Annotated in this window: 13 protein-coding genes, 3 rRNA genes and 1 pseudogene; 13 read left to right on the forward strand and 4 right to left on the reverse strand. The window is 71.3% G+C overall.

Features of this window, described 5'->3' with window-relative positions; all coding sequences use genetic code 11:
• The 5 genes and pseudogenes from BS72_RS06925 to BS72_RS37845 all read left to right on the forward strand — a co-directional run.
• A 16S ribosomal RNA gene (locus BS72_RS06925) occupies window positions 1-327 on the forward strand; the annotation flags it as partial.
• A 310-nt stretch (window positions 328-637) separates the two neighbouring features.
• Window positions 638-3,762: ribosomal RNA gene (locus BS72_RS06930) — 23S ribosomal RNA — on the forward strand.
• A gap of 131 nt (window positions 3,763-3,893) precedes the next feature.
• Window positions 3,894-4,010: ribosomal RNA gene (gene rrf, locus BS72_RS06935) — 5S ribosomal RNA — on the forward strand.
• Window positions 4,011-4,442: 432 nt separating this feature from the next.
• Window positions 4,443-5,057: pseudogene (locus tag BS72_RS39770) on the forward strand (hypothetical protein); the annotation flags it as partial.
• A 327-nt stretch (window positions 5,058-5,384) separates the two neighbouring features.
• Window positions 5,385-6,407, forward strand: coding sequence for a tetratricopeptide repeat protein (locus BS72_RS37845; RefSeq protein ID WP_232792345.1), 1,023 nt, complete (start codon window positions 5,385-5,387; stop codon window positions 6,405-6,407).
• 167 nt (window positions 6,408-6,574) lie between these two features.
• Here the strand turns inward: BS72_RS37845 and BS72_RS33690 are convergent, their stop codons facing one another.
• Window positions 6,575-7,975 (reverse strand): DUF1015 family protein, encoded by a 1,401-nt coding sequence (locus BS72_RS33690; RefSeq protein ID WP_051950767.1) that lies wholly within the window; start codon window positions 7,973-7,975, stop codon window positions 6,575-6,577.
• A gap of 269 nt (window positions 7,976-8,244) precedes the next feature.
• Here BS72_RS33690 and BS72_RS06955 point away from each other — a divergent pair, with 269 nt between their 5' ends.
• Window positions 8,245-9,264 (forward strand): HAD-IIA family hydrolase, encoded by a 1,020-nt coding sequence (locus BS72_RS06955; protein ID WP_037907997.1) that lies wholly within the window; start codon window positions 8,245-8,247, stop codon window positions 9,262-9,264.
• A gap of 201 nt (window positions 9,265-9,465) precedes the next feature.
• On the opposite strand, the gene BS72_RS06960 is transcribed toward BS72_RS06955, so the two are convergent.
• Complete coding sequence (locus BS72_RS06960) at window positions 9,466-10,374, reverse strand: siderophore-interacting protein (RefSeq protein WP_051950768.1); 909 nt, start codon at window positions 10,372-10,374, stop codon at window positions 9,466-9,468.
• Window positions 10,375-10,378: 4 nt separating this feature from the next.
• Window positions 10,379-11,404 (reverse strand): ABC transporter substrate-binding protein, encoded by a 1,026-nt coding sequence (locus BS72_RS06965; protein ID WP_232792258.1) that lies wholly within the window; start codon window positions 11,402-11,404, stop codon window positions 10,379-10,381.
• A 189-nt stretch (window positions 11,405-11,593) separates the two neighbouring features.
• Here BS72_RS06965 and BS72_RS06970 point away from each other — a divergent pair, with 189 nt between their 5' ends.
• From BS72_RS06970 to BS72_RS06980, 3 genes are all read left to right on the forward strand, one after another.
• Window positions 11,594-12,559 carry a FecCD family ABC transporter permease gene (locus BS72_RS06970; protein ID WP_232792346.1) on the forward strand — a complete coding sequence of 322 codons (966 nt, stop codon included), beginning with the start codon at window positions 11,594-11,596 and terminating at the stop codon, window positions 12,557-12,559.
• Window positions 12,560-12,645: 86 nt separating this feature from the next.
• Entirely contained in the window at window positions 12,646-13,662 is a 1,017-nt protein-coding gene (locus BS72_RS06975) for a FecCD family ABC transporter permease (protein ID WP_407638960.1), read from the forward strand.
• A 103-nt stretch (window positions 13,663-13,765) separates the two neighbouring features.
• Entirely contained in the window at window positions 13,766-14,728 is a 963-nt protein-coding gene (locus BS72_RS06980) for an ABC transporter ATP-binding protein (protein WP_051950769.1), read from the forward strand.
• On the opposite strand, the gene BS72_RS06985 is transcribed toward BS72_RS06980, so the two are convergent.
• The gene (locus BS72_RS06985; RefSeq protein WP_037908004.1) at window positions 14,676-15,023 is read right to left on the reverse strand and encodes a sterol-binding protein; all 348 of its coding nucleotides are present in this window, start codon (window positions 15,021-15,023) and stop codon (window positions 14,676-14,678) included. The genes BS72_RS06980 and BS72_RS06985 overlap by 53 nt on opposite strands.
• 162 nt (window positions 15,024-15,185) lie before the next feature.
• Between BS72_RS06985 and BS72_RS06990 the strand changes: the two genes are divergently transcribed.
• The 4 genes from BS72_RS06990 (at window position 15,186) to BS72_RS07005 (ending at window position 18,598) form a co-directional block, all read left to right on the forward strand.
• The gene (locus BS72_RS06990) at window positions 15,186-16,460 is read left to right on the forward strand and encodes a hypothetical protein (protein WP_051950770.1); all 1,275 of its coding nucleotides are present in this window, start codon (window positions 15,186-15,188) and stop codon (window positions 16,458-16,460) included.
• A gap of 95 nt (window positions 16,461-16,555) precedes the next feature.
• Complete coding sequence (locus tag BS72_RS06995) at window positions 16,556-16,849, forward strand: hypothetical protein (RefSeq protein WP_037908007.1); 294 nt, start codon at window positions 16,556-16,558, stop codon at window positions 16,847-16,849.
• Between the two features lie 7 nt (window positions 16,850-16,856).
• On the forward strand, window positions 16,857-17,663 hold the full coding sequence (locus BS72_RS07000; protein WP_037908010.1) for a TlyA family RNA methyltransferase: 807 nt from the start codon (window positions 16,857-16,859) through the stop codon (window positions 17,661-17,663).
• A 2-nt stretch (window positions 17,664-17,665) separates the two neighbouring features.
• The gene (locus tag BS72_RS07005) at window positions 17,666-18,598 is read left to right on the forward strand and encodes an NAD kinase (RefSeq protein WP_198545859.1); all 933 of its coding nucleotides are present in this window, start codon (window positions 17,666-17,668) and stop codon (window positions 18,596-18,598) included.
• Window positions 18,599-18,666: the final 68 nt, after the last annotated feature.

Here is an 18,666-nt window from a genome sequence, read left to right on the forward strand (position 1 = left end):
TGGGCTGCACACGTGCTACAATGGCCGGTACAATGAGCTGCGATACCGTGAGGTGGAGCGAATCTCAAAAAGCCGGTCTCAGTTCGGATTGGGGTCTGCAACTCGACCCCATGAAGTCGGAGTCGCTAGTAATCGCAGATCAGCATTGCTGCGGTGAATACGTTCCCGGGCCTTGTACACACCGCCCGTCACGTCACGAAAGTCGGTAACACCCGAAGCCGCGGCCTAACCCCTTGTGGGAGGGAGTCGTCGAAGGTGGGACTGGCGATTGGGACGAAGTCGTAACAAGGTAGCCGTACCGGAAGGTGCGGCTGGATCACCTCCTTTCTAAGGAGCACTTCCTACCATCGCAAGGTGGTCAGGGGGCCAGTTCATCGGCGAGTGTCCGGTGCTGGTTGCTCATGGGTGGAACGTTGACTATTCGGCACTGCCGGTTCGCCGGCTCGATCTAGTACGACCTCTTCGGGGGTATGGAACGGTGGGGTCGGGGTGGTGGTGTCGGGCACGCTGTTGGGTCCTGAGGGAATGCCGTTGGTGTTCCTTCGTGTTATCGGGGCCTGTCGGATCATGCTTTCGGGTGTGGTTTGTGGGTGACCGGTCGTGGCTTGAGAACTGAACAGTGGACGCGAGCATCTGTGGCCAATTTATTAAGGGCGCACGGTGGATGCCTTGGCACCAGGAACCGATGAAGGACGTGGGAGGCCACGATAGGCCCCGGGGAGCTGTCAACCAAGCTTTGATCCGGGGGTGTCCGAATGGGGAAACCCGGCAGTCGTCATGGGCTGTCACCCGCTGCTGAACTCATAGGCAGTGTGGAGGGGAACGCGGGGAAGTGAAACATCTCAGTACCCGCAGGAAGAGAAAACAACCGTGATTCCGGGAGTAGTGGCGAGCGAAACCGGATGAGGCCAAACCGTTGGCGTGTGATACCCGGCAGGGGTTGCGTCAGCGGGGTTGTGGGAGTTTCCTTGATCGGTCTGCCGGCCGGTCGGAGAGTCAGAAACCGTATGTGTAGGCGAAGGGCATGCGAAAGGCCCGGCGTAGAGGGTAAGACCCCCGTAGCTGAAATGTGTACGGCTCTCTTGGAGATCACCCAAGTAGCACAGGGCCCGAGAAATCCTGTGTGAATCTGGCGGGACCACCCGTTAAGCCTAAATATTCCCTGGTGACCGATAGCGGATAGTACCGTGAGGGAATGGTGAAAAGTACCGCGGGAGCGGAGTGAAATAGTACCTGAAACCGTGTGCCTACAAGCCGTGGGAGCGTCGCAGTGTGTGCTTGCATGCACTGTCGTGACTGCGTGCCTTTTGAAGAATGAGCCTGCGAGTTTGCGGTGTGTTGCGAGGTTAACCCGTGTGGGGGAGCCGTAGCGAAAGCGAGTCCGAATAGGGCGTTTCAGTAGCACGCTCAAGACCCGAAGCGGAGTGATCTAGCCATGGGCAGGTTGAAGCGCGGGTAAGACCGTGTGGAGGACCGAACCCACCAGGGTTGAAAACCTGGGGGATGACCTGTGGTTAGGGGTGAAAGGCCAATCAAACTCCGTGATAGCTGGTTCTCCCCGAAATGCATTTAGGTGCAGCGTCGTGTGTTTCTTGCCGGAGGTAGAGCACTGGATAGGCGATGGGCCCTACCGGGTTACTGACCTTAGCCAAACTCCGAATGCCGGTAAGTGAGAGCGCGGCAGTGAGACTGTGGGGGATAAGCTCCATGGTCGAGAGGGAAACAGCCCAGAGCATCGACTAAGGCCCCTAAGCGTATGCTAAGTGGGAAAGGATGTGGAGTCGCAGAGACAACCAGGAGGTTGGCTTAGAAGCAGCCACCCTTGAAAGAGTGCGTAATAGCTCACTGGTCTAGTGATTCTGCGCCGACAATGTAGCGGGGCTCAAGTATACCGCCGAAGTCGTGTCATTGCAGCATTACCCCAACGGGGGCTGTGATGGGTAGGGGAGCGTCGTGTGCCGGGTGAAGCCGCACTGGAAGGTAGTGGTGGACGGTTCACGAGTGAGAATGCAGGCATGAGTAGCGATTCAAACGTGGGAAACGTTTGCGCCGATTGACTAAGGGTTCCTGGGTCAAGCTGATCTGCCCAGGGTAAGTCGGGACCTAAGGCGAGGCCGACAGGCGTAGTCGATGGACAACCGGTTGATATTCCGGTACCCGCTATGAAGCGCCCAGTATCGAATCCTCTGATGCTAAGGCCGTGAAGCCGCCCTTGATCTCTTCGGAGTGATGGGGAGTGGTGGAGCCGCTGATCCGAGGGGGTAGTAGGTAAGTGATGGGGTGACGCAGGAAGGTAGTCCAGCCCGGGCGGTGGTTGTCCCGGGGTAAGGGTGTAGCCCGGACGGTAGGTAAATCCGTCGTCCATGCAGGGTGAGACCTGATGCCGAGCCGATTGTGGTGAAGTGGATGATCCTATGCTGTCGAGAAAAGCCTCTAGCGAGTTTCATGGCGGCCCGTACCCTAAACCGACTCAGGTGGTCAGGTAGAGAATACCGAGGCGTTCGGGTGAACTATGGTTAAGGAACTCGGCAAAATGCCCCCGTAACTTCGGGAGAAGGGGGGCCATTCCTGGTGATGGGCCTTGCGCTCTGAGCTGGGGGTGGCCGCAGAGACCAGCGAGAAGCGACTGTTTACTAAAAACACAGGTCCGTGCGAAGCCGTAAGGCGATGTATACGGACTGACGCCTGCCCGGTGCTGGAACGTTAAGGGGACCGGTTAGTCACATTTCGGTGTGGCGAAGCTGAGAACTTAAGCGCCAGTAAACGGCGGTGGTAACTATAACCATCCTAAGGTAGCGAAATTCCTTGTCGGGTAAGTTCCGACCTGCACGAATGGCGTAACGACTTCTCGACTGTCTCAACCATAGGCCCGGTGAAATTGCACTACGAGTAAAGATGCTCGTTTCGCGCAGCAGGACGGAAAGACCCCGGGACCTTTACTATAGCTTGATATTGGTGTTCGGTTCGGCTTGTGTAGGATAGGTGGGAGACTGTGAGACCATGGCGCCAGCCGTGGTGGAGTCGCTGTTGAAATACCACTCTGGTCGTGCTGGATGTCTAACCTCGGTCCGTGATCCGGATCAGGGACAGTGTCTGGTGGGTAGTTTAACTGGGGCGGTTGCCTCCTAAAGGGTAACGGAGGCGCCCAAAGGTTCCCTCAGCCTGGTTGGCAATCAGGTGGTGAGTGTAAGTGCACAAGGGAGCTTGACTGTGAGACTGACGGGTCGAGCAGGTACGAAAGTAGGGACTAGTGATCCGGCGGTGGCTTGTGGAAGCGCCGTCGCTCAACGGATAAAAGGTACCCCGGGGATAACAGGCTGATCTTCCCCAAGAGTCCATATCGACGGGATGGTTTGGCACCTCGATGTCGGCTCGTCGCATCCTGGGGCTGGAGTCGGTCCCAAGGGTTGGGCTGTTCGCCCATTAAAGCGGTACGCGAGCTGGGTTTAGAACGTCGTGAGACAGTTCGGTCCCTATCCGCTGCGCGCGTTGGAGTCTTGAGAAGGGCTGTCCCTAGTACGAGAGGACCGGGACGGACGGACCTCTGGTGTGCCAGTTGTTCTGCCAAGGGCATGGCTGGTTGGCTACGTTCGGGAGGGATAACCGCTGAAAGCATCTAAGCGGGAAGCCTGCTTCGAGATGAGGACTCCCACCCCCTTGAGGGGGTAAGGCTCCCAGTAGACGACTGGGTTGATAGGCCGGATGTGGAAGCACCGTGAGGTGTGGAGCTGACCGGTACTAATAGGCCGAGGGATTGTCCATGTATGCTCGCGTCCACTGTTTGGTTCCCGGGTTGCGAAAGGTCGCACCGGTGAACTGGTTGTCTTAATTGAAAAGTGTGCTGGTTCGCTTGGAGCCCTGTCGACACCCCTTCCGGGGTGGCCCGATAGTGTTTCGGTGGTCATAGCGAGAGGGAAACGCCCGGTTACATTCCGAACCCGGAAGCTAAGCCTTTCAGCGCCGATGGTACTGCAGGGGGGACCCTGTGGGAGAGTAGGACGCCGCCGAACTATCTTTCTGGACCCTTGGTCCCGGCCTGAGTGCTGGGACCAAGGGTCCTTTTTCATGTCCAGAAGCGTTCATCCCGCCAGTGCGGGAGACTTGAAGTACAGCAGTTCGATCTCACAGGAGTCATGTCGATGTCCCACTCGCCCGAAGACCGGAACGAGCGCGGCGAGGGCCGCCGCGAGGATCGGCGTGACGACCGTCCGGCAGGCCAGCGTCGCGACGACCGTGGCGGCTCCGGTTTCCGCCGTGACGACCGCCCCCGCTACGACCGGTCGCGCGATGACCGGCCGGCCCGCCCCAGCGGAGGCGGCGGTTTCCGCCGTGACGACCGTGGCGGTTCGAGTTTCCGTCGCGATGACCGTCCCCGTGACGACCGGCGTGACGACCGTCCGCGTGGTCCGCGTCGTGACGACGACCGCCCCGGTGGCGGTTTCCGCCGCGATGACCGTCCCAGCGGTGGCTTCCGTCGCGATGACCGCCCGTCTGGTGGCGGTTTCCGTCGTGACGACCGTCCGCGCGATGACCGTCCCCGTGACGACCGGCGTGACGACCGTGGCGGTTTCCGTCGCGATGACCGCCCCTCGGGTGGCTTCCGTCGCGATGACCGTCCGCGTGACGACCGTGGCGGTTTCCGCCGTGACGACCGCCCGTCTGGTGGCGGTTTCCGTCGTGACGACCGCCCGCGTGACGACCGTCCCCGTGACGACCGTCGTGACGACCGTCCGCGTGGTCCGCGTCGTGACGACGACCGCCCCGGTGGCGGTTTCCGCCGCGATGACCGCCCCTCGGGTGGCTTCCGCCGTGACGACCGCCCGCGCGATGACCGTCCCCGTGACGACCGTGGCGGTTCGAGTTTCCGCCGCGATGACCGTCCGCGTGACGACCGCGGTGGTTTCCGCCGTGACGACCGTCCGTCCGGTGGCTTCCGTCGTGACGACCGTCCGTCCGGCGGTTTCCGTCGCGACGACCGTCCCCGTGACGACCGGCGTGACGACCGTGGCGGTTCGAGTTTCCGCCGCGATGACCGTCCGCGTGACGACCGCGGTGGTTTCCGCCGTGACGATCGCCCGTCCGGTGGCGGTTTCCGTCGTGACGACCGCCCGCGTGACGACCGTCCCCGTGACGACCGTCCCCGTGGCCCGCGTCGTGACGACGACCGTGGCGGCTTCCAGCGGGACGACCGCTCCCAGGGTTACAGCCGTGGCCCGCGCCGGGAGAGCGGCGACCGGGAGCGCGGCGGCAGTGCCCGTCGGCCGTCCGTGCAGGGGCGGGGCCGCTTCGAGAGCGGTGGCCGTGACGAGCGGCGGGACGACCGCGAGCCGATCAGGCGGCTGCCCATCCCCGAAGAGGTCACGGGCATGGAGCTCGACTCGAGCGTGCGGCAGGAGCTGAAGAGCCTGCCCAAGACCCTCGCCGACGACGTCGCCCGCAACCTGGTGATGGTCGCCCGCCTGCTGGACGAGGACGCCGAGCGGGCGTACGCGTACTCCCGCGTCGCCCTGCGGCTGGCCGCCCGCGTCCCGGCGGTCCGGGAGGCGGCGGGCTTCGCGTCCTACTCCACCGAGCGGTACGCGGAGGCCCTCGCGGAGTTCCGCGCGACCCGGCGGATGACCGGCTCGGTCGACCTGTGGCCGGTCATGGCCGACTGCGAGCGCGGGCTCGGCCGTCCCGAGCGGGCGCTGGAGATGGCCGGTGCCCCCGAGGTGCAGAAGCTCGACAAGGCCGGGCAGGTGGAGATGCGCCTGGTCGCGGCCGGCGCCCGCCAGGACCTCGGCCAGGCCGAGGCCGCGGTGGTGACCCTGCAGAGCTCCGAGCTGGCGTCGAACGCCGTCCACCCGTGGACGGCGCGGCTGCGCTACGCCTACGCCGACGCGCTGCTGGCCGTCGGCCGGGAGCACGAGGCCCGCGACTGGTTCGCCAAGGCCCTGGAGGCCGACCACAACGGCAGCACCGACGCCTCGGACCGGCTCGCCCGCCTCGACGGCGTCGACTTCGTGGACGCCTTCGGCGAGGACGAGGACGAGGACACGGAGGGTGGGGCGGCCGACGGTGCCTCCGAGGCCCCGCACGCTCCGGTCGTCGGCCACTCCGGCGACGACCGTGACCAGGCCCCCGCGGCCGGCGAGGCCACGGGCCGCAGCGGCGACCTGGAGCACGGAGCGGACGCTGACGAGGCGGACGACGACGCCGAGGGCGACGACGAGCCGAAGGACGCGGACGCCGCGTCGGACGACGACGAGTCGGCTGAGGCCGACGGCGAGGGCGACGACGGCGCGGACGCGCCTGCGCCCGCCGGCGCCGACGACGACTTCGACCCGACCGACGAGGAGCCGGACGCGTCCTCCTTCCTCGACTCGCCCTTCCGCGCTCCCGCCCCGAAGGAGCGGAACGGCGACTGACGCCGCGGCCGGAGCCGCTGACGACGCGGCGCCCGGCAAGGCATGACGAAGGGCGGCACCCCGGGACCTCGGGGTGCCGCCCTTTCGGCTGTCACCGCGGCGGCGTCCTCCCGGCCGGCGGCATCGCGGGCCGGAGCCCCCGCACGCCGCCGGCCGACGGATCGCGGTCAGGCCGGGCCGAGGGTCCGCATCACCAGCCCGGTAGCCGGCTTCGGCCCGAACGAGGTCGACTTGCGCGGCATCATCACTCCCTGCCGGGCCAGGTCGAGGACGACGGACTCGCGTACCGGGTGCATGAGGACAGCGGTGCCGCCGAACTGTCCGGCGAGGTCGACGGCGGCCTGGGCGTCGTGGATGTACCGGATGTGCTCGGGCAGGTCGGGCACCCGCCAGACCCGGTCCAGCAGCACGCCGTGCAGCACCGTCGCGTCCAGCCGGCGCCACGCCTCCGGCCGGTCGGCCGGGAGCCAGCCGCGCAGCCGCTCCGGGTCGGGGCGGTCCAGCAGGTGGAAGCCCGCGGCGCCGGCCAGTACGAACGCGTTGCCCCTGCCTGCTGCCAGGGCTGTGCTGTCATCCGCGCCATCCGCGCCATCCGCGCCATCCGCGCCATCCGCGCCGGTGGCGCCCAGGCGGCCCGGGCCGTCGCGGCCGTCCCGGGTGTCGCCCTGCCGTCCGCCGGCGGCGTCCGCCAGCGCGTCGAGCGCCTCGGCGAGGCCGCACCGGCCGAGCGCCCGTACCCGGAAGATCCCGCCCGCCGCGGCCAGCGCCTCGCCGGGCGGCAGGGCGGGCAGCACCCGGTGGATCGCGCGGACCTCCAGCGGGTAGCGGGCGGTGTCCACCAGCAGCACCAGGCCGAAGTCCCAGGGCGTGCCGGGCGGATGCTCGTCCTGGAGGAGCCGGTAGGTGGCCCAGCGGTGGTGGCCGTCGGCGATCAGGGCCTGCCGCCGGGCGAGTTCGGTGTCCACCGCGGCGAGGTCGGCCGGTTCGGTGACCGCCCACAGCCGGTGCCGTACGCCGTCGCCGGTGGTGGTGGCCAGCAGCGGCGTGCCGGCGGCGGCGTGTTCGACGACGCGGGCGGTGGCCGGGCCGTCGCGGTAGGCCAGGAGCAGCGGTTCGAGGTTGGCGACGGTGGCGCGCATCAGGGCGGCGCGGTCGGCCACCGGACCGGGCATGACGTCCTCGTGCGGGAGTACGGCGCCCTCTTGCGGGCTGCTCAGCCGCAGCGCGCCGATGACGCCGCGCTGGACCCGGGCCGCGTCGCGTTGCTCGTACACGTAGAGCGCGGGGCGCGGGTCGAGGGCGAGGACGCCGTCGGCCAGCCAGTCGGCCAGGGTGCGGGCGGCCGCGCGGTGGCGGTCGTCCGGGGTGGCGGCCTCCGGGAGGATGAGCCGGACGACGTTGTGCGGGTCGGCGGTCTCCAGGAGGCGCCGGCCGTCGGGGCGGACCACGACGTCGTACGGGGGCGAGGTGACCGCGGCGAGCCCGCCGACCCGTTCCCGTACGTAGCGCAGCCCGCGGAACGGCGCCAGGTAGGGATGCCGCGAGCGGTCCTGCTCGGAGTCGGTCACCAGCGCATGCTAAAGCCCTCCGGGCGGGTAAGGGGGATCATCGAAGGGAGTCAAAGGGCATCGAAGGGGGCTCGAAGGGGCTCGAAGGGCATCGGATCGCGGGACCGCGTCCGTGCGCGCCCGCGCCGGGCACGTGGGGGAGGCGGCTGTGTCCCCTTCGTACCTTCGTCGTACCTTCGTACGAGTAGGCGGTGGAGTCGGGCCGTCGTGCTCCGCGCGCACAGCCCCGACCTCAGGCACCACCGCCCCGACAGCAGGAGAGCGAACCCATGACGGACCGCACCACCCCCAGCGGCAGCGCCAAGCCGCTGGCCGACGCCTACGACACCGCCATGCTCGACCTCGACGGGGTGGTGTACGTCGGCGGTGAGGCGGTCGGCCACGCGGTGGAGTCGCTGGAGCACGCGCGGGAGCGCGGGATGCACCTGGCGTACGTCACCAACAACGCCGCCCGCACCCCGCAGACGGTGGCCGAGCACCTGACCCGGTTGGGGGTGCCGGCCGAGGCGGCGGACGTGGTCACCTCGGCGCAGGCTGTGGCCCGGCTGATCGCCGAGGCGGTGCCGGCCGGCTCGAAGGTGCTCGCAGTGGGCGGGCAGGGGCTGGTGGAGGCGCTGCGGGAGCGCGGTCTGGTGCCCGTGGACTCCGCCGACGACGACCCGGCCGCCGCGGTCCAGGGTTACGGCCCGGACCTGCGCTGGTCGCAGCTGGCGGAGATGGCGTACGCGGTCAACCGGGGGGTGCCGTGGTTCGCCTCCAACACCGATCTGACGATCCCGGGTGCCCGGGGCATCGCGCCGGGCAACGGTGCGGCGGTGGAGGCGGTCCGGTTCGCCACCCACGGCACTCCCACCGTGGCGGGCAAGCCGCAGCCGCCGATGCACCGCGAGACGGTGCTGCGGACCGGGGCCGAGCGCCCCCTGGTGGTGGGGGACCGCCTGGACACCGACATCGAGGGGGCCTACGCCGGTGGCGTGGACGCGCTGCTGGTGCTCACCGGCGTGACCACCCCGGCCGGGCTGCTGGCCGCCGAGCCGCACCACCGGCCCGCCTTCGTGGGGCGGGACCTGCGCGACCTGCTGGTGGCCCACCCGGAGGTCGACGCGGTGGACGGGGGCTTCCGCTGCGGCGGCTGGACGGCGCGGGTGGCGGGCGCAGCGCTCACCGCGGAGGGTGCGGGGGACGCCCTGGACGGGCTGCGGGCGCTGTGCGCGGCGGCCTGGACCCACGCGGGCGGCGGGGCCTGCGACCTGGACGCTGCCGAGGCGCTGCGCACGGTGGGCCTGTAGCCGCAGGCCCGTCAGCCGCGGCTGGACGAGGGGTGGCCCGCCGCTACAGGTCGGGAGCCGTCCCGGTACCGCCGAGGCGGCGGGCGGGGGTGCGGATGCCCCCGCCCGCCGCCTCGGCGGTCAGTGCCGCGAGGGCCCGTGCCAGGGCGGCGAGCGGGGCACACCGTGCCGGGAGAGGTACGAGCGCGGCGCGGCGCGGCCTCAGCTCCCGGCCGCGGCTGCCGCCGCCTCGTCCAGCAGCTGGTCCTCGGTGCGGCCGAGCCGCCAGTACCCGCTGAACGTGATGGCACCGCGTGGCATCCCGCGCTCGCCGGTGAGGTGACGGCGCTGGGCCCGGACGCACGCGGCCTCGCCGGCCAGCCAGGCGTAGGGGGTGCCGGCCGGGAACGGGGTGGCGGCCAGGGCGGCGAGGACGCCGGCGGTGCGGTCGGGGGCGGCCGGGTCGCGCACCAGCCAGGTGACCTCGGCGTCGGCGGTGGTCGGCAGCGGCAGCCGGTCCTCCGGGTGGGCGACCTCGATCAGCGCCTTGACGCGGGTGCCGGCCGGCAGTCCGGCGAGGATGGAGGCGAGCGCCGGAAGGGCCGTCTCGTCACCGGTGAGCAGCATCCAGTCGGTGCCGGCGGGCGGCCGGAAGTCCACGCCGCCGTTGTCGGTCGCCACCGGGGCCAGCACGGAGACGCGGTCGCCGGGCCGGGCCGCCTGGGCCCAGCGGGAGGCCGGGCCGAGGTCGCCGTGGAGGGCGAAGTCGACGTCGAGCTCCGCCTCGTCGGGACGGGCGCCGCTGACGGTGTAGGTGCGCATGACGCCCCGCACCCGCGGGTCCATGGCGCGCCAGCGCGCGTACCACTGGTCGTCCGTCGTCTCGGGCAGGACCGGCACCGTCTGGCCGGGGCGCGGCAGGAAGAGCTTGAAGCGCTGGTCGCCGCCGCCGCTGACCAGGCCGGACAGCTCCGGGCAGTGGAGGACGACGCGGACCAGGCTCGGCGACAGCCGCCGCACCCGCACGACCCGCGGGTGGAAGAAGGCGTACGGCGAGGCGGGCGGTTCGGACGCCTCAGGCGGCTCGGTGTCCGCCGGGGCGGACCGCCGCTCGGTCGCTCGGGTCGGCACGGTGTCAGCTCACCTTCTTCGCACTGGTGATGGCCTTGGTGAGGGCCTCGATGTTCTCGGCGCACCTGGCGTACGAGAAGATCGGCTCGCTCGGCCAGCCGAGCACCTGGCCGGCCTTCACCGCGGGCAGCTGGTTCCAGGTCGGCTTGCCGGTCAGGTCCTTGGGCTGGAGCGTGGCGGTGCGGTTGTCGAGCATCAGCACGTCGGCCTTGTACTTGTCGGCGTTCTCCCAGCTCAGGGTCTCGAAGAAGCCGCCCTCGACCTTGTTGGGGATGATGAACCGCACGCCGAGGCTCTTGTAGTACGTCAGGTCCGCCGCCGAGGACGGGGTGGAGACGTAGAAGGAGTCGGCGCTGCCGGAGCAGGCCATCACGGTGATGTCGCCGTGTGCCCTGGTCGCCGAGCGCAGCGCCGCCGACGCGTCGTCGAACCGCTTCTTCTGGGCGGCGTTGGCGGCGGAGGACATGTCCGCGCCCAGGGCGGTGGCGAGTTCGGCGTAGCGGGTGAGCGGGGTGGTCAGCGGGCCGCCTGCCACGTCGACGCCGATGCTGGGCGCCAGCGCGAGGATCTGCTTGGAGCTCTGGTCGGGCACGTACCACAGGGTGGGCTGCTCGTAGATGTGGCTGATCAGCAGCTGGGGGGAGAGGGAGGCGTACTTCTCGACGTTGAACTCGCCCCAGGTGTTGCCCAGCACCGTCACCTTGCTGACGTCGATGCCGCCGGCCTGCGGGTCGGCGGTGCCGTTCTTGAGGGTGGTGGGGCCGAAGACGCCGGTGCACTCGACGCCGTAGTCGTGCAGGGCCGCCGCGACCCCGACGTAGGCGACGACGCGGGTCGGGATAGCGTCAAGGGTGACGGTCTTCTTGCGGTCGTCGGTGAAACGGAACGGTCCGGACGCCTTACCGGACGCCGTCGCCTTCGCTTTCGCTTTCGCCGAGCCCGAACCGGAGTCGGACGAGCCGCCGCACGCGGCCAGGAGGGCGCCGAGGCCCACGGTGCCGCCTGCGGCGAGGAGGCCGCGGCGGGACATTCCGGGCGTACGGGTAAAGCGGGGCGTGGGCATGACGGGCAACCGATCTCGTCGAGGTGACCTTGTGAAGGGTAGGCTAACCTAAGTTCCGTGTTGGTCGACCATGACTCCCCCAGCGCCGGCGCCCCGCCGGCCTCCCCGCCCCGCGGTGGCGCTTCCCCGCCCGCCGGCGCCCGCCGCGCCGCGGGCCTGCTGCTGGCCCTCGGACTGCTGGCGGTGGTGGCCGTGGCCAGCATCGCGATCGGCGCCCGGAACATCCCCGTCGACCAGGTCTGGCACGGCCTGTTCCACCCGACAGGTACCGACGACGACGTGGTGGTGCGCCAGCTGCGGGTGCCGCGTACCGTCCTCGGCCTCCTGGTGGGCGCGGCCCTCGGCATGGCCGGCGCCGCGATGCAGGCGCTGACCCGCAACCCGCTGGCCGACCCGGGCCTGCTCGGCGTCAACGCCGGCGCCGCCGCGGCCGTGGTCAGCGCCATCAGCTTCTTCGGGGTCGGCTCCACCACCGGATACGTCTGGTTCGCGCTCGCCGGCGCGGCCGTCACCGGCACCCTGGTCTACCTCGTCGGCGGCAGCCGCTCCGCCACCCCCGTCCGGCTGGCGCTGGCCGGCACCGCGATGACCGCGCTGCTCCAGGGCTTCACCAACGCCGTCCAGCTGACCGACAAGGCCGCCCTGGACCGGATGCGGTTCTGGCAGGTCGGCTCGCTCGCCTCGGCCAGCATGGGCACGGTCCGGGCGGTGGCGCCCTTCATCGCCGCCGGCGCCGTCCTCGCCCTGGTCACGGCCCGCCCGCTCAACGCCATCGCGCTGGGCGACGACACCGCCCGGGGCCTGGGCGCGAAGCTCACCCGCACCCGGGTGCTGACGATGGCCGCCATCACCCTGCTGTGCGGCGGCGCCACCGCCGCCTGCGGGCCGATCGTCTTCGTCGGCCTGATGGTGCCGCACATGGTGCGCGGGATCACCGGCCCCGACATGCGCTGGACCCTCCCGTACGCGGCCGTGCTGTCGCCGGTGCTGCTGCTCGGCGCGGACGTCGTCGGCCGGGTCGTCACCCGGCCCGCCGAGCTGCAGGCCGGCATCGTCACCGCCGTCATCGGTGGGCCCGTCTTCATCGCCATGGTCCGCCGGCGCCGGATGGCCGAGCTGTGAGCCGGCCGGAGAGCACGCGCGGCACGCGCGTACCGGGCACGGCCGGCACGGTCGTCGCGGCCCCGGCCCGGCGCCGTCCGGCGGTGCTGCGGGCGGGCGGCTGGGCGCTGGCCGTGGAGCGGCGCGCGCTGCTCGTCGGAGTCCTGCTGCTGGTCGTGGCGCTGGCCGTCTCCGTCGTCCTGATCGGCACCGGCGACTACCACATCGCCCCGGTGGACGTGCTGCGTTCGCTGGTCGGACGCGGCGACCCCGGGCAGGACTTCATCGTCCGGCAGCTGCGGCTGCCGCGGGTGATCGTCGCCCTCCTCGTCGGCGCCAGCCTCGGCATGTCGGGCGCCGCGTTCCAGACCGTCACCCGCAACCCGCTGGGCAGCCCCGACGTCGTCGGCTTCGGACAGGGCTCCGCGGTCGGCGCGCTCATCGTGATCGTGCTGCTCAAGGGCAGCTCCTACGAGGTCGCGCTCGGCGCGGTGGCCGGCGGCCTGATCACCGGTCTGGCCGTGTACCTGCTGGCCTGGAAGCGCGGGGTGAACGGCTACCGGCTGGTGCTGATCGGCATCGGCGGCTCGGCGGTGCTCACCGCCGTCAACAGCTACCTCCTGGTCAAGGCCGACTTCGTGGACGCCGCCCGGGCCGAGGTGTGGATCGCCGGCTCGCTCGACGGCCGCGAGTGGTCCCAGGTGTGGCCGCTGGTCGTCGCCTGTGCGGTGCTCATGCCGCTGCTGCTGACGCAGGGCCGGGCGCTGCGGATCACCGAGATGGGCGATGACACCGCCCGCGCGCTCGGCGTACGGACCGAACGGACCCGGCTGGTCGTCGTCCTGGCGTCGGTGCTGCTCACCGCCTCGGCGACGGCCGCCGCCGGCCCCATCGCCTTCATCGCGCTCACCGCGCCCCAGCTCGCCCGGCGGCTGACCCGCTCACCCGGCGTCTCGCTGCTGCCCTCCGCGCTCATGGGCGCGGTGCTGCTGGTGGCCGCGGACTGGGCCGCCCAGCGCGCCTTCGGCTCCGGCCAGGTGCCCGTCGGGGTGCCCACGGCGGTCCTGGGCGGCGGCTACCTGCTGTGGCTGCTGGTCAGCGAGCGGCGGGCGGGACGGGTATGAGCGCGCGAAGCCGGGGGAGTCAGGGCAACCGGGGCAGCCGGGGCAACCAGGGAGGCTGGGCCGGACGGCGCCAGCAGGTCGGTCGAGGAGAGGGAACGTCCGCATGATCCGCCAGAGCGACAGGTCGACACAGCGGGTGGGCGCACAGCCGGTGCCGAGCACCGGGAGCCGGCTGCTCGCCGAGCAGGTCACCCTCGCCTACGACCAGCGGGTGGTGGCCGAGAACCTGTCGGTGGCCATCCCCGACCGTTCCTTCACCGTCATCGTCGGACCCAACGCGTGCGGCAAGTCGACACTGCTGCGCGCCCTCGCCCGGCTGCTGAGGCCTGCCGAGGGCCGGGTCCTGCTCGACGGCCGCGCCATCGGCTCGCAGCCGGCCAAGAACGTGGCCAGGACGCTCGGCCTGCTCCCGCAGAGCTCCGTGGCGCCGGACGGCATCACCGTCTCCGGGCTGGTGGCCCGTGGCCGCTACCCCCACCAGGGGCTGCTGCGCCAGTGGTCGCCCGACGACGAGCGGATCGTCCAGGAGTCGATGGCGGCCACCGGAGTGGCCGAACTGGCGGACCGACATGTCGACGAACTCTCCGGCGGCCAGCGGCAGCGGGTGTGGATAGCCATGGCGCTGGCCCAGCAGACCCCGCTGCTCCTCCTCGACGAGCCCACCACCTACCTGGACATCCAGCACCAGATCGACGTACTCGACCTGTGCGCGGACCTGCACGAGCAGCACGGGCGCACCCTGGTGGCGGTGCTGCACGACCTCAACCAGGCCGCGCGGTACGCCAGCCACATCATCGCCATGCGCGACGGCCGGGTCGCCGCCGAGGGCCGGCCTGCTGACGTCATCACGGCCGAGCTGGTCGAGGAGGTCTTCCGGGTGCGCTGCCGTGTCGTCGAGGACCCGGAGACCGGTACGCCGCTGGTGGTGCCCGCCGCCCGCCGCCGCCCCGGGGCGGGCACCGCCACCCCGGACGGCACTCCGGCTGCGGCAGCTCCGGCTGCGGCAGTCCCGGCTACAGCAGCGAGCGCAGCCGCAGCACGTCCCGAAGGCCCGCCTGCACCCTGACCCGGCCCGAGCCCCACGCCTTCGCGAAGTCCAGCCGGCCGGCGACCAGGTCCACCAGGTCGTCGCCGGTCATCTCCAGCCGGATCTGCGCCCGGTCGGCGGGGACGCCGGGCACCGCCGCCACGTCGTGGATGCCGCCCCGGGCCAGCCGGCCGGTGAAGGTGGTGTCCAGGTCGGTGATGCGGCAGCTGAGCGAGCGGTCCAACTGGACGGCCTGCCGGACCCCCTCCTGCGCCGTGGCCAGGTTCGCCGACAGGACGTCGAGCGCGGCGCGGCACTCCTCAAGCGTGGCCATCGGCTGGATCTCTCCCGGTCCTCGTCCCGGTCGGGCGGTACGTCCGGATGACGGTACCGCAGGGGCCCGTCAGCGGGGCGCGACCTCATGAGGCGGTAGCGTCGTGAGCGCATGCGTCAGCGTGCGTTGCGAGCGTCGACGGCGAGGCGAGGAGTGAGAGCGATGAGGGACGCGTTGCGGACCTGTCTGCAGATCGCGGGCGGCCTGACCGAGGCCACCCGGCGCCGTGCCACCGAGGCGGCCAAGGAGCTGTGCGACCAGGCCGGTGTCGACCCGGAGGCCCTGAAGCGGGACGTCCGGGAGCGGATCGAGGCGGTCGTCCCGGCCGAGGTGCAGACGCTGGCCGACGAACTGCTGGCCGCGGGACGGGCCAACCGCGACCTGCTGCTCGGTATCGCCAAGGAGGAAGTCGACAAGGCGATGGACCGGGTCTCCCGGCTCGCCGACGACATCACCAAGGTGGGCGTGGTCCTGGAGACGCTGGAGCGGCGCATCAGGAACCTGGAGGGCACCGAGGGCACCGAGGGCACCAAGGACGCCGAGGACGCCGAGGACATCGGGAAGGGGACGGGGACGGCCCGGCCGCACGCCGGCGAGTCCGGCCCGGCGGGACGGGGCGGTGCGCCCCGGCCGCCCCACCGGCCCGCGGCGGCCCCTCACCGGCCCGGCCGCGCCCGACCGGGTGCCGCGACGCCGCCTCCGCGCCCGGCGCGGCGGCCGGCGCCGCCCGTGCAGCACGTCCCCCTTGAGGACGAGCCGCCCACCGGAGCCTCCTCGGTGGCCAACCCGCGCCGCGTGTCGGCCGAGGGCGCGCCGGACGTGCCGCACGGGACGGGCACGGCGAAGAAGACCGCCGCGAAGAAGACCGCCGCGAAGAAGACGGCGGCGAAGAAGACGGCGGCGAAGGAGACGGCGGCGGCGAAGAAGGCTCCGGCGAAGAAGACCGCCCCCGCACGGCCCTCCGGAGCGGCGGACACCGGGTCAGCCGCCAAGAAGACCGCGCAGAAGAAGACCGCGGCGAAGAAGACGACGGCGGCCAAGAAGACCACCGCCAAGACGACGACGGCCAAGAGGACGGCGAGCGCGGCCGGGACGGCGGCTCAGGCGGGTGCCGAAGCCCCGACGGAGGCCGCGGGTCCGGACGCCGCCGCCGTGAAGAAGGCCGCAGCGGCGAAGAAGAGCACCGCCGCGAGGACGACGGGCGCCGCGAAGAAGGCCGCGACGGCCTCGGCCTCGGGTACCTCCGCCGGCCCGACCGCCGGGAGGGCGCCCGCGAAGAGCGCGGCGGCCAAGAAGCCCGCGGGGGCGGTGAAGAAGACGGCGAAGAGGGCGGCCGCTTCCACGGGTACCTCCCGTGCGGCCGGCGGCGCCGGGAGAACCGCTCCGGGCGGGGCCGCCGCCGACCGGCCCGCCGACCGCCCGGACGACGACGCCTGACACCGCCGTGCGACACCGGCGCGTGACTCCGGTGACGGCGCCGGGCGGGCCGCCGGCGGAGCCCGCCCGTGGACGAACGAGACTGAGCGAGAGCGATGAGTGAGACCTACGACCTGCCCGGGGTGACCCCGGCGCCGGCGCCCGATCCGGCCTCGGTGCCGGAGCCTGTCTCCGGAGCCGGGGCGGAGGAAGCCGGGGCGGTGCCCGAGCAGCGCCCCGAACCCCTTGGGGTGACGGTCGAGCCGACGGGGAATGCTGACGTCGACGCGGCCGTTGAGCGGCTGGGGGATGCCGACGAACTGCCGACCGCCGCGCACATCGAGGTCTACGAGGACGTGCACGCGGGGCTGCGGCAGGCACTCGCGGCACTTGACGAGAACAGGGGCTGAACCACACGTGGCACGACGCCGACTCGACGCCGAGCTGGTGCGCCGGAGTCTTGCGCGCTCCCGGGAGCACGCGAGCCAGTTGATCGCCGCCGGGCGGGTGACCGTGGGCGGCGCCACCGCGACCAAGCCGGCCACCCAGGTGGAGACCAGCGCCGCGCTGGTCGTCGCCGAGGACCTGGACGCACCCGAGTACGTATCGCGCGGCGGGCACAAGCTCGCCGGCGCGCTGGAGGCCTTCGTACCGCGCGGCCTGGCCGTGGCGGGCCGTCGGGCGCTGGACGCCGGCGCGTCCACCGGCGGCTTCACCGACGTGCTGCTGCGCGCCGGCGTCGCCGAGGTGGTGGCCGTCGACGTCGGCTACGGTCAGCTCGCCTGGTCCCTGCAGAGCGACCCGCGGGTCGTCGTCAAGGACCGCACCAACGTTCGGGAGCTCACCCCGGAGGCGATCGGCGGGCGGCGGGTCGACGTCGTGGTGGGCGACCTGTCGTTCATCCCGCTCGGGCTGGTGCTGCCCGCCCTGGTGGGGTGCGCGGAGCCCGACGCCGACCTGGTGCTGATGGTCAAGCCGCAGTTCGAGGTGGGCCGGGAGCGACTGGGCAGTGGCGGCGTGGTGCGCAGCACCCAGCTGCGCGCGGAGAGCGTCAAGAAGGTGGCCGGTCAGGCCGCCGAGCTGGGCCTGGGCGTCCTCGGGGTGACGGCGAGTCCGCTGCCCGGGCCGTCCGGGAACGTGGAGTACTTCCTCTGGATGCGGTCCGGCGCCCCCGCGCTCGACCCGGCGGAGGCCGACCGTGCCGTGGCGGAGGGGCCGAGGTGAACGTGGTGCCGGTGCAGAGCCAGGCGCAGGAGGAGTCGGGTGCCGCGCGCACCGTCTTCCTGCTCACCCACACCGGACGGGAGTCCGCCGTCCGCAGCGCGGAGCGGGTGGTCAACGGTCTGATGCGGTGCGGCATCGGTGTGCGGCTGCTGGAGGACGAGGCCGCGGACCTGGCGCTGCCGCCGGCGGTCGAGCTGGTCGCTGAGATCGGCCCCGGGTCCGTGCAGGGCTGCGAGCTGATCATCGTCCTGGGCGGCGACGGGACGCTGCTGCGGGGCGCGGAGTTCGCCCGCGCCTCCGGGGTGCCCATGCTCGGCGTCAACCTCGGGCGGGTCGGCTTCCTCGCCGAGGCCGAGCGGGACGACCTGGACAAGGTCGTGGACCGGGTCGTCACCAAGGAGTACGAGGTCGAGGAGCGGATGACCCTCGACGTGCTGGTGCGCAACGAGGGCCACATCGTGCACACCGACTGGGCGCTGAACGAGGCGTCGGTGGAGAAGGCGTCACGGGAGCGGGTGCTGGAGGTCGTCACCGAGGTCGACGGGCGGCCGGTGTCCGGGTTCGGCGGCGACGGGGTGGTGTGCGCGACCCCGACCGGGTCGACCGCGTACGCCTTCTCCGCCGGCGGCCCGGTGGTCTGGCCCGAGGTCGAGGCGCTGCTGATGGTGCCGATCAGCGCCCACGCCCTCTTCGCCAAGCCCCTGGTGACCTCGCCCCGGTCGGTGCTCGCCGTCGAGGTGCACCCGCAGTCGCAGCACGGGGTGCTGTGGTGCGACGGCCGCCGGATGGTCGAGCTGGCGCCGGGCGCCCGGGTGGAGGTGCGGCGCGGGGCGGTGCCGGTACGGCTGGCGCGGCTGCACCACGCCTCCTTCACGGACCGGCTGGTCGCGAAGTTCGCGCTGCCGGTGGCGGGGTGGCGCGGGGCCGCCCGATAGCGGCTCGGGCGGGCACGCTCCGCCCTCCCGGCCGGTTGCCGGACCTCGCGAATCACTACGGCGTGTCG

This window comes from Actinacidiphila yeochonensis CN732 (genome assembly GCF_000745345.1).
GTDB classification, from domain to species: Bacteria; Actinomycetota; Actinomycetes; order Streptomycetales; family Streptomycetaceae; genus Actinacidiphila; species Actinacidiphila yeochonensis.

Coding starts and splice junctions, on each gene's coding strand:
- BS72_RS06955 (WP_037907997.1), top strand. CDS start 8,245: ATGACGGACCGCACCACCCCCAGCGGCAGCGCCAAGCCGCTGGCCGAC.
- BS72_RS06965 (WP_232792258.1), bottom strand. CDS start 11,404: ATGTCCCGCCGCGGCCTCCTCGCCGCAGGCGGCACCGTGGGCCTCGGC.
- BS72_RS06980 (WP_051950769.1), top strand. CDS start 13,766: ATGATCCGCCAGAGCGACAGGTCGACACAGCGGGTGGGCGCACAGCCG.
- BS72_RS06985 (WP_037908004.1), bottom strand. CDS start 15,023: ATGGCCACGCTTGAGGAGTGCCGCGCCGCGCTCGACGTCCTGTCGGCG.
- BS72_RS06990 (WP_051950770.1), top strand. CDS start 15,186: ATGAGGGACGCGTTGCGGACCTGTCTGCAGATCGCGGGCGGCCTGACC.
- BS72_RS06995 (WP_037908007.1), top strand. CDS start 16,556: ATGAGTGAGACCTACGACCTGCCCGGGGTGACCCCGGCGCCGGCGCCC.